The organism is Stenotrophomonas sp. PS02301 (genome assembly GCF_029959485.1).
In the GTDB taxonomy this organism is placed as follows: Bacteria; Pseudomonadota; Gammaproteobacteria; order Xanthomonadales; family Xanthomonadaceae; genus Stenotrophomonas; species Stenotrophomonas maltophilia_Z.
In genome coordinates this window covers 1-9,504 of record NZ_JASCOO010000131.1, presented here as the reverse complement: position 1 = coordinate 9,504, position 9,504 = coordinate 1, and the positions used below count along the sequence as shown (strand labels likewise).

The 9,504-nt window shown below is 65.3% G+C and carries 6 protein-coding genes and 1 riboswitch; of the genes, 5 read left to right on the top strand and 1 reads right to left on the bottom strand.

Features of this window, described 5'->3' with window-relative positions; all coding sequences use genetic code 11:
• A partial coding sequence (locus tag QMX81_RS19430) for a BCCT family transporter (protein WP_282263931.1) occupies positions 1–615 on the bottom strand: 615 nt, incomplete at its 3' end.
• Positions 616–905: 290 nt separating this feature from the next.
• A riboswitch (TPP riboswitch) is annotated at positions 906–1,007 on the top strand.
• Positions 1,008–1,148: 141 nt separating this feature from the next.
• On the opposite strand from QMX81_RS19430, the gene thiC reads away from it, so the two are divergent.
• The 5 genes from thiC to QMX81_RS19405 all read left to right on the top strand — a co-directional run.
• A complete protein-coding gene (thiC, locus tag QMX81_RS19425) occupies positions 1,149–3,026 on the top strand; it encodes a phosphomethylpyrimidine synthase ThiC (protein WP_152152599.1) in 1,878 nt (625 codons plus the stop codon).
• A gap of 97 nt (positions 3,027–3,123) precedes the next feature.
• Entirely contained in the window at positions 3,124–3,801 is a 678-nt protein-coding gene (locus QMX81_RS19420; protein WP_121039590.1) for an ion channel, read from the top strand.
• A gap of 251 nt (positions 3,802–4,052) precedes the next feature.
• Positions 4,053–6,392, top strand: coding sequence for a winged helix-turn-helix domain-containing protein (locus QMX81_RS19415; RefSeq protein WP_282263933.1), 2,340 nt, complete (start codon positions 4,053–4,055; stop codon positions 6,390–6,392).
• A 113-nt stretch (positions 6,393–6,505) separates the two neighbouring features.
• Complete coding sequence (locus tag QMX81_RS19410) at positions 6,506–7,387, top strand: helix-turn-helix transcriptional regulator (RefSeq protein WP_121039584.1); 882 nt, start codon at positions 6,506–6,508, stop codon at positions 7,385–7,387.
• A 69-nt stretch (positions 7,388–7,456) separates the two neighbouring features.
• On the top strand, positions 7,457–9,504 hold a 2,048-nt coding region (locus tag QMX81_RS19405), incomplete at its 3' end, for a TonB-dependent receptor (protein WP_282263924.1).

Genomic DNA, 9,504 nt, shown 5'->3' with positions numbered 1-9,504 from the left:
CCCCGCGTCGTGCCGCGCCCCGACCCCCCGGGGGGGGCCCCCGCGGCGGCCGGGCCCCACCACTGCGGCCACATTGACCACCGTGCCCATCCAGCCGCGGTGATGCGCGCCGATGATCGGCTGCAGCAGATCGCTGATCAGCCCGCGGCCGTTGCGGTTGAACTGGAACCAGGCCATCGCCAGGCCGATCAGCGCATAGATCGCCCACGGGTGCAGGCCCCAATGGAAGAACGCATAGCGCATCGACGCGCGCGCCGCCTCCATGCTCTGCGGGGCCAGCCCTTCCGGTGGCTTCACGAAGTGCGAGATCGGCTCGGCCGCGCCCCAGAACACCAGGCCGATGCCCATGCCGGCGGCGAACAACATCGACATCCAGCTGGCGTTGGAAAAATCAGGCTCGGCATCCTCGCCGCCGATGCGCAGCGAACCGAAGCGGCCGAAGGCCAGGTACATCAGGAACGACAGCGTGATGAACACCACCAGCAGATACAGCCAGCCGGTACTGCGGATGATGGTGGACAGGCCGCTCTGGACGACCTCGTTGAAGGGGCCCGGCGCGAGGCCGGCGATCAGCACCAGCAGTGCGACCAGTGCGATGGAAATGCGGAACACCATGCTGGCGTGTCTCCGATCAGTAGGGGCGAGCCGAGGCTTGCAATCTCCAGCGGCGCAACGGCAACGACTGGGGCGGATCAAGCCGGTCGAGGCCGGTCAGTACGGACGTCAATGGCGTCGAGCAGAGCGCGGTGTGCACGCGATCGGGAGGCTACCCCCTGACCGCACCGCATACCGCGCTGCAGCATGGTAGTGCATGGCGTGTCGGTGCTCTGTTCACATGCACAGGCCGATCACGTTGGTGTGCGGCTTGGCGGTGCGCCCCTGCGCGCTGCTTTGTGCTCTAATTCGCCCCGAAGCGGGGGTACCGCGGCCCAGTGGCCAAGGTTGAGACAGTCCCTTCGAACCTGATCCGGTTGATACCGGCGTAGGGAAGCTTCGCATCTGCAGATGCATTGCGCCGTAGGGCCACCGTGCCCGGAGACCGCCCGCGATCCGTCCGTCGAGCGCCGCCGTTTCGTCCCTCCCATGCGAATCCCTCGCATAGAACCGCACAGTCCCTGTGCGGGGATTGAACCTAGGACGATGCCTTGATGAACGCACAGCTCTCCGCCCTGCAGCAACAGGCCCAGCAACTCTCCGAATCGGTCACGCGGCCGATTCCCGGCTCGCACAAGATCCACGTGCAGGGCTCGCGCAGCGACCTGCAGGTGCCGATGCGCGAGATCACGCTGACCCGCACGCCCACCTTGTTCGGTGGCGAAGAGAACGCGCCGGTCACCGTGTACGACACCTCCGGCCCGTATACCGATCCGGGGGTCGCCATCGACCTCTCCGCCGGCCTGCCCGCACTGCGCGCCGCCTGGGTGGCCGAGCGTGGCGATACCGAGGTGCTGGAGGGCCTGAGCTCGGTGTTCGGCCGCTCGCGTGAAACCGATGCCCGCCTGGATGCGGTGCGCTTCCCCGCGCGGTTGCAGCCACGCCGTGCACAGGCAGGCGCCAATGTCACCCAGATGCACTACGCACGCCGCGGCATCATCACGCCGGAAATGGAGTTCGTGGCGATCCGCGAGAACCAGCGCCTCGATGCGATCCGCGACGCCGCACTGCTGAAGCAGCATCCCGGCGAGTCCTTTGGTGCTTCGATCCCCAGGGTCATCACCCCCGAGTTCGTCCGCGATGAGATCGCCCGCGGCCGTGCGGTGCTACCCAACAACATCAACCACCCGGAAAGCGAACCGATGATCATCGGCCGCAACTTCCTGACCAAGATCAACGCCAACATCGGCAACAGTGCGGTGTCCTCGGGCATTGCCGAGGAAGTGGAAAAGCTGGTCTGGGCGATCCGTTGGGGCGGCGACACCGTGATGGACCTGTCCACCGGCAAGCACATCCATGAAACGCGTGAGTGGATCGTGCGCAACTCGCCGGTGGCGATCGGCACCGTGCCGATCTACCAGGCCCTGGAGAAGGTCGATGGCCGCGCCGAGGAGCTGAACTGGGCGATCTTCCGCGACACGCTGATCGAGCAGGCCGAGCAGGGCGTGGACTATTTCACCATCCACGCCGGCGTGCTGCTGCGCTACGTGCCGCTGACCGCCAAGCGCGTGACCGGCATCGTCTCGCGCGGTGGCTCGATCATGGCCAAGTGGTGCCTGGCCCATCACAAGGAGAACTTCCTCTACACGCACTTCGAGGACATCTGCGAGATCATGAAGGCCTACGACGTGACCTTCTCGCTGGGCGACGGCCTGCGCCCGGGCTGTATCGCCGATGCCAACGATGCCGCGCAGTTCGGTGAACTGGAGACACTGGGCGAGCTGACGAAGATCGCGTGGAAGCATGATGTGCAGACCATGATCGAAGGCCCCGGCCACGTGCCGATGCAGCTGATCAAGGAAAACATGGACAAGCAGCTGCGCGAGTGCGGTGAAGCACCGTTCTATACGCTGGGCCCGCTGACCACCGATATCGCGCCGGGCTACGACCACATCACCAGTGCGATCGGTGCGGCCATGATCGGCTGGTACGGCACCGCGATGCTCTGCTATGTCACCCCGAAGGAACACCTGGGCCTGCCCAACCGCCAGGACGTACGCGACGGCATCATGGCCTACCGCATTGCCGCCCACGCCTCGGACCTGGCCAAGGGCCACCCCGGCGCGCAGGTCCGCGACAACGCGCTGAGCAAGGCGCGTTTTGAATTCCGCTGGGAGGACCAGTTCCACCTTGGGCTGGATCCGGAGAAGGCCAAGGAATTCCATGACGAGACGCTGCCCAAGGATGCGCACAAGCTCGCCCACTTCTGCTCGATGTGCGGCCCGCACTTCTGTTCGATGAAGATCACCCAGGATGTGCGTGACTATGCGGCGGGGCAGGGCCTGGATGCGCAGCAGGCGTTGGAGGCCGGCATGGCCGAGAAGTCCGCGCAGTTCCGGGATCTCGGGGCGCAGGTGTATCGCCAGGAGTGAGGCACCGGCCGTGGCGGGGCGCGCCGCCACGGCCATCATCCGCCGGCGGCGTGATTCCAGCTAAGCTCGGCGCGACCAGGCAGGGGCGGGGACGACGATGGCGATAGCACGCAGCACCAAATGGCTGGCCATCGCGCGCCGGCATCCCTCTGCCTGGCTGTTGGCCGTGCAACTGCTCGGCGTGCTGCTGTATCCGGCAATGGACGAGGCCGGTGCCAGTCGCGCGCTGTTTGGTGCGTTCGGCATCGCCGTCCTCGGCCTGGCCTTGTGGGTGGTACGGCGCAGCCCGCTCGGCATGTGGGTGGCGCTGGTGCTGGCGATCCCCTCGGTGGTGTTCTCCATCTCCGGTGCTCTGTTGGACCGCCCGGCGCTGGTCACCACTGCGCAGCTGCTCGAATGCCTGCTGTACTTCTATACGGCTGGCAGCCTGATCGCCTACATGCTGCAGGACCACAAGGTGACCCGCGACGAGCTGTTCGCGGCGGGGGCCACCTTCACGCTGTTGGCGTGGGCATTCGCCTTCGCTTTCGCGGTGTGCCAGCAGTGGTACCCGGGCAGTTTCGTGGCGACCAGCGAGAGCGAACTGCGGACCTGGATGGAGTTGCTTTATCTGAGCTTCAGCTTGCTGTCCGGGGTCGGTTTGAGCGATGTGGTGCCCATCCATTCACAGGCGCGCGCGCTGGTGATGCTGGAGCAGTTCGCAGGCGTGATGTACGTGGCTTTGGTGGTCTCGCGGCTGGTGGGACTGACCATGTTGACCCGTGCACGAAACTGAATAAAAGATAAAAAATTCGCGCCAGAAGGCGCGAATGTTGACGCAATTTATGTGAATTCATCGGCGAGAGAGAGCCTGTTGTCGGCCGCACGCACAGGCGCGGTTAACCGGCATAGGCTAGTATTCGCGCGCCTCGGTGTTTTTGCGGTTTGCGCCGATGGCGTGTGCGGAATCTGGCGGTTCGTCTGGCGGTATCTATTGCGGCGACCGTGTGAATTCCAGTGGTTTTTTGTATTTTCCTCGTGTCCTGGATGATCAGCAACGACAGTGAGCGTCCTTCCGCCGATGTGATTCAGATCGGCGATTTCATCGTCACTCTCTCCTCGCGGGAAGTGATGAGCGAAGGCATGCGTCGTCCACGTCGACTGACACCCAAAGCATTGGGTGTTCTCAAGGCGCTGCTGCGTTCTCCAGGGGCGGTGGTCACCCGCGATGAACTGTTCGCGGAGGTCTGGCCGGACACGCTGCCGACCAACGACGTGCTGACCCAGGCGGTCACCCAGCTGCGCAAGGCCTTCGCCACTGATGACGATGCGGCCGAACCCTATATCGAGACCATTGCCAAGACCGGTTACCGCCTGCTGATGCCGGTCAGCGTGGTCGAGGATGCCGCACCTGTGTTGCTGCTCGAGCCCGAGCTGCAGCCGGCCTCCACGGGCGTGCTCGCCGCCGCGCACGTACCGGCGGCACTGCCGCATGCGCGGCCTCCGCAAGACCCGATCAAACGCCGTCGGCGGCGCATTCGCCGCTACGCGGTCATGGTCGTCGGGCTGGTGATGCTGGTGGCGCTGCTGGTGATGGCAGCCCTGCTGATGCAACGCGATCCGCCGGCCTCAGCGGTCGAGGCCGCGGTGGAGGATGGCACGCGGGTGATTGGTAGTCCTCAACGCCCGTATCGCCTGATTACCGCCACGGCAGGATTTGAAACCTATCCCACGCTGTCTCCGGATGGGTCGCAGATCGCCTATGAAGCCGATGTGCCCAGCCGACCGGGCAGCGTCATCAAGGTGCAGACCTCCGGTAACACGCCGGCACGCCTGCTGGTCGAGCCGCCCCCAGGCATGTCCGACCGCTTCCCGAGCTGGTCGCCCAATGGGCGTGAGATCGCGTTCGCCCGGTTCGGTCCGGCCGAAAGCTGCGAGGTGCTGATCGCCAGTGCGACGGGTGGGGCGGTGCGTCACGTGACCCGTTGCGACGGCACTGAGCTGCTCAGCTTCGACTGGACCCCGGATGGTCGCGGCCTGGTCTTCGGCTCGCTGTCCGGCCGGTATGCGCAGCGCGGCATCCGCACCCTGGACATCGCCAGCGGACGCTGGCAGCCGCTCCAATACGATATAGGCAGCGACAACTTCGAATATGCCCCGCGGTACTCGCCGGATGGGCGCTGGATCGTGTTCGTGCGCAATCCGCAGATCGGCGATCTGTGGCGCATGCCGGCTGAGGGGGGCAGCCCGGAGCAGCTGACCGATGACTCGGCGGAGATCCGGGGTTGGGCCTGGCGCGGCGACAGCCGCCATATCGTGTTCGGCCGCCGGGTCGACAGCGAATCGCGCCTGTATGAGCTCGATACCGATACGCGTGTCCTGCGCGACGTCGGTCTGGACGATGCGCAGTCCCCCACCGTGTCCCGGGCGAACGACATGCTCGCCTTCGTACACCGGCGCCCCCAGTTCGGCCTGTTCCGGGTGCCTGTGGAAGCCGGCGCGCTGGGTGTGCCGCAGCGCCTGTTCCCCTCGGGAGGACGTGACTCGCAGCCCATCGTGTCTCCGGACGGTCAGCAGATCGTGTTTTCTTCGGACCGCTCGGGCAGCTATGCACTGTGGTGGGCGGATCTGCAGCGGCCGGAGTCCTTGCGTCCGATCGAGGGCCTCAGGCCCGAAGCGCGCCAGGCCTCGGACTGGTCGCATGACGGCAAGCGCGTGCTGGTATTGGGGCGCGATGAGCATGCCAACCCCGGGATCTATGAGGTCTCCCCGCGCGATGAGCAGACCGTGCGTCTGCCCGTCCCGGTGCGCCAGCCATTGCAGGCGCTGTATGGCAGGGATCCGCTGCAGGTCCTGGTGGTGGAGCGCGACCGTGATGAGCGGATGCGTCTGTCGTTGTTCGATCGCAGCCTGACCCCTTGGCGACTCATCGGCAGCATCGAGGGCGTTTCCCAGGCGCGTTATGACGTCGCAGGCGAGCGCGTGTTGTTTACCCGGCTCTCGGCGGGGGGGCTGTGGCAGGCCGACGCTTCGCTGAGTTCGCAGAGCATCCGCCAGATCAGCGAAGACCGCCCCACGCGCTGGCGCTATCGCACCTGGACCGTGTCCGCGCAGGGGGCGATCGACTATCTCTCCAATCGATCCGATTGCGCCACGGTGTTCACCCGGATTGCGCAGCCGATCGCCGATCAGGAGCATTGCCTGGATGCAGGCCGCCTCAGCGCCAGCAATGGATTCAGCGCAGGACCCGGCGGGGAGGCCCTGTATGTGGCCCTGGCGGTGGCCGATGGCACCGACATCGGGGTGATGTCGCTCCCCGAACGCGTACCGTCGTTGTTTCCGGGGTTCGTCAAGTCCATGATTTTGAAAACAAAAAACCCTTCGTAACTTCTTCGTGGCGTTCTCGTCTCGAATTCGTATCAATCTCGCCAGGACGTCCTGAGGCAGCGGCCTGATTTGGCAAGACTGCAGGCCAGCAAAGGCAAACTCTCGGTGAAGTCATGCGTCAGCTCTCCCTGGCCGATCGCGGTCAAGCGCTCTCCCTGGACAAGGTCGTCGACGACGGTCCCTTGCCAACCTGTCTGGGTGTGGCCCGGTTGGGCAGTCTGCAAAGTCCTGGGACGACCTTCACTGTGTGGATCCAGTTGCGTGGCAGCGCGTGGGTCGAGTCCAAGGAAGGGCGGTTCCGCTTGCGCCAGCGTGAGTGGATCGCCTTCGAGAAGGAATCGCGCCCCATGGTCCAGGCCGGCCGCGACGGTCTGTGCATCGGGCTGAGCCTGGCGCCGGACGCGCTGCGCGCCCTGGGTGAGCTCACCGACTGCAGTCTCTACGCGGGTCGCGGCAGCATGAGCCGCAGCGACGCCCGCGTCGCCCTGCGCCTGTGGCGTGACGTCCTGGCCACCGGCCATCCTACCCAGGCCCTCCGCCCGGTGCTGCTGCATCTGGCCGCCCTGCAGCAGGGCATGGCGACTGGCGTGCAGCGCTGCCCGGGGCGCTCACGCAGCCGCAAACGCCAAGTCTTCGGACGCATGCAGCGCGCCCGTCTGTACCTCGAGGGCAACAGCCACCGTGTCGTGCGCATTGGTGAACTGGCCGAACTGACCAATTTCTCCAGCTGGTACCTGTCCAAGACGTTCCAGAGCCTCTACGCGGAAAGCCCGCAATCGCTTTCCGCCCGCCTGCGCCTGGAGCGCGCCGCCGATCTGCTGCGCGATACGGACATGATGGTCGGCGAGGTGGCGGCAGCGAGTGGATTTGACAACTGCTGCAGCTTTGCACGGGCGTTTCGAGCCCGCTTCGGACTGTCCGCGTCACGCTATCGTGAGGCCGGTGCGAATCTCTCGCCAGAGTCGGCAAAGTCTTCGGTTGTCTCACGCAAATAATTCACTGCAACGCAATCGTAACTTTCCGAGGCGTTTTTAACACGCTACTAACGTACCTCGGAGAGATAAATGAATTTTCGTACTCCCGCAGTGCGGCTGGGCCTTCTGCCCGCCGGCATTGCGCTTGCCCTGACGCCGGCCTTTGCTTCGGCGCAGGAAGCAAGCGGCACGACCGACCTGGACCGCATCCAGGTCACCGGCTCACGTATCCGTCAGGCCAGCACCGAGACCGCCCAGCCGGTGATCGCGCTGCAGCGCGCCGACATCGAGAAGCAGGGCTTCACCAGCGTCGCCGACATCGTCCAGAACCTGTCGGCCACCGGCTCGCCGGCCATCAGCCGCGCCGATGCGCTGTCCTCGGGTGAAGAAGTTGGCGGCCAGTACGTCGACCTGCGCAACCTCGGCCCGGAGCGCACCCTGGTGCTGCTCGACGGCAAGCGCATGGGCGTCAGCTCCGGCGGTTACACCGACCTCGCCTCGATCCCGACCTCGGTCGTGGAGCGCATCGAAGTCCTGACCGATGGCGCTTCGGCGATCTACGGTTCCGACGCGATCGCCGGCGTGGTGAACATCATCACCCGCAAGAACTTCGACGGCCTGGAAGCCAGCGTCTACAAGGGCCAGTACGGCCAGGGCGACGGTGACAAGACCACCTACAACTTCGTCTACGGCCAGACCGGCGATCGCGGCTCGATCACCCTCGGCGCCGAGTACAGCGAAGAAAAGCCGGTTCTGGCCAAGAACCGTCGCTACAGCGCCTCGGCCAACGGTTACCGCCATCCGGTGCCGACCGATGAGGACACCAACGGCTGGAGCGCGATCACCGAGAAGGGCGTGCTGGTTACCGATGATGGCAACTACGTCCTGAACCCGGGCGGCGCCTCGAACAACTTCGGCGACTACCACGAGCTGGGCAACGCCGATCTGTCCAACCCGTCGCAGCAGATGTTCCTGTCGACCGGCATCAAGCGTCGTTCGGTCTTCTCCAACGGCCAGTTCGATTTCACCGACAACATCCGCGGTACCGCCAGCGTCCTGTACACCGAACGCGAAGCGCTGCAGCAGATCGCCGGCTATCCGTACCGTTCGGCTGCCTACGACACCCAGATGGACGCCAACAGCGTCTTCAATCCGCTCGATACCGACGTTGATTTCATGCGTCGTACGTGGGAAGTGCCGCGTCAGACCAAGTCCGAGCTCAACACCTTCCGCTTCAGCGGCGGTCTGGAAGGCTCGTTCGAGTTCGCCGACAAGTACTTCGACTGGGATGTGGGCTACGTCTACAACCGCAACAAGGGCGTCAAGACCGGCACCGGCAATCTGTTCATTCCGAACGTGAAGAATGCCGTGGGTCCGTCGTACCTGGATGCGAACGGTGTTGCCCAGTGCGGTACCGCAGCGGCTCCGATCGCTGGCTGCACCCCGTGGAACCCGCTGCTGCCGTACGGCTCCACCGCCGACGGTTCGCTGTCCAACCCGGACCTGCAGAAGTACCTGTTCCTGCCGACCCACGACACCTCGCTGACCACCAGCAAGGTCTACAGCGCCAACCTGAGCGGCGCCATCGTGACCCTGCCGGCCGGCGACCTGTCCTTCGCGACCGGCTACGAGCACCGCGAAGAAGAAGCCGAGTACAACCCGGATGCGCTGCTGCAGTCGGGCCTGAGCACCGACCTGGCCGGTGCGCCGACCGCCGGTGGCTACAAGCTGGACGAGTTCTACCTGGAACTGAATGTGCCGATCCTCGCCGATCTGCCGTTCGCCAAGGAACTGTCGGTCGATATGGCCGGCCGTTACTCGGACTACAACACCTTCGGTGACACGTTCAACTCCAAGTTCGGCCTGAAGTGGAAGCCGATCGACGACCTGCTGGTCCGTGGCACCTATGCCACTGGCTTCCGTGCGCCGACCGTGGCCAACCTGTACGGTGGCACCTCGCAGAGCTTCGACAAGTACACCGACCCGTGCGACACCTCCTTCGGTGCAGCCGTGCGCAACCCCGAAGTCGCCGCCCGCTGCGGCGGTGCCGTGCCGGCCAACTTCCGTCAGGAAGCGTGCGGGGGGGGGGCTGGCCCCCGCCCCGGGGGCCCCGCGCCCGACCCCCACCAGTGCGGGGG

Coding starts and splice junctions, on each gene's coding strand:
- thiC (WP_152152599.1), top strand. CDS start 1,149: ATGAACGCACAGCTCTCCGCCCTGCAGCAACAGGCCCAGCAACTCTCC.
- QMX81_RS19420 (WP_121039590.1), top strand. CDS start 3,124: ATGGCGATAGCACGCAGCACCAAATGGCTGGCCATCGCGCGCCGGCAT.
- QMX81_RS19415 (WP_282263933.1), top strand. CDS start 4,053: ATGATCAGCAACGACAGTGAGCGTCCTTCCGCCGATGTGATTCAGATC.
- QMX81_RS19410 (WP_121039584.1), top strand. CDS start 6,506: ATGCGTCAGCTCTCCCTGGCCGATCGCGGTCAAGCGCTCTCCCTGGAC.